Source organism: Glycomyces dulcitolivorans, assembly GCF_003265355.1.
GTDB classification, from domain to species: domain Bacteria; phylum Actinomycetota; class Actinomycetes; order Mycobacteriales; family Micromonosporaceae; genus Glycomyces; species Glycomyces dulcitolivorans.
Genome location: NZ_QFRW01000117.1, coordinates 1 through 970 on the forward strand (window position 1 = coordinate 1; position 970 = coordinate 970).

A 970-nucleotide genomic window follows, 5' to 3' on the forward strand; every position below is an offset into this window, starting at 1 on the left:
ACTCAAGACGGCTTCGGGCCGGGCCGCGGAGCGGACCGGCCCGAAGCCGTGTGTTGGTTGGGGCTAGTCCCAGCTCAGGCCGGGTGCGTAGCGCCGCGGGCGGAGCTTGGCGATGAGTTGGGCGGCGATGTCGAACAGGCGCCCGGTCGAGCCGGGCGGGCCGACGAGCTGGACCGTCGCCGGGGCGCCGTCCGAGCGCATGCCGACCGGGACGACCAGCGCGGGCAGGCCGGCGAGGCTGAAGGGCGCGGTGAACGAGGCGGCCGAGGCCAGGTGGGCCACGTTGGAGCGCAGCGGTTCGAGCGACCACTCCTTGGCCGCGGGGGGCGGTCCGGGGAGGCCGGGGGTGATGAGGACGTCGTAGTCCTCCATGTCGAACCAGTCCTCCAGGTGGCGGCGGACGCGGTTGCCGTCGCCGAGGACGCCGCCGAAGAGACCGCGCAGGTAGGTGCGCTCCCCCACGGAGACAAGGCGCTTGGTGCGCCGCTGGAGTCCGTCGGGGCCGCACTTGAGGCTGCGGAGGTAGGCCGCGCAGGTCCACGCGCCCGACGAGGCGGGCGTGAGGCGGGCGCCGAAGCGGGGCTTGGCGCGGAAGGTGTCGTGGCCGAGGTCGGTCAGGGAGCGGACCGCTTTGAGCAGCCACTTCGTGGCGTCGTCGTCGACGCGGGCCGGGAGCGGGGCGATGTTGGAGGCGGCGATCCGGAGCCGTCCGGGGTCGCCGGTCGTGCGCGGGGCGCGGTGGGTGAGGGCGGCGTAGGCGAGCGCCGCATCGTCCACTGTGGTGGCCATGACGCCGACGTGGCCGCCGAGCCAGTGGTCGGGGTCGGCGTTGATGTCGGCGGGGACGTGCTCGGGGCTGTAGGCGACGATGCCGCAGGCCGCGGCGGCGGTGCGGACGCCGCCGGCCGAGCCGGGGCCGTCGAGGCCGATGCCGATCGGGGCCGCGCCGGTGGCGACCGCGAGGGCGGTG

1 protein-coding gene is annotated in these 970 nt (G+C 75.7%); it reads right to left on the minus strand.

Features of this window, described 5'->3' with window-relative positions; all coding sequences use genetic code 11:
• Window positions 1-63 precede the first annotated feature (63 nt).
• Window positions 64-970: amidase family protein (locus tag DI269_RS12965; protein ID WP_269814161.1), on the minus strand; the 907-nt coding region annotated here is incomplete at its 5' end.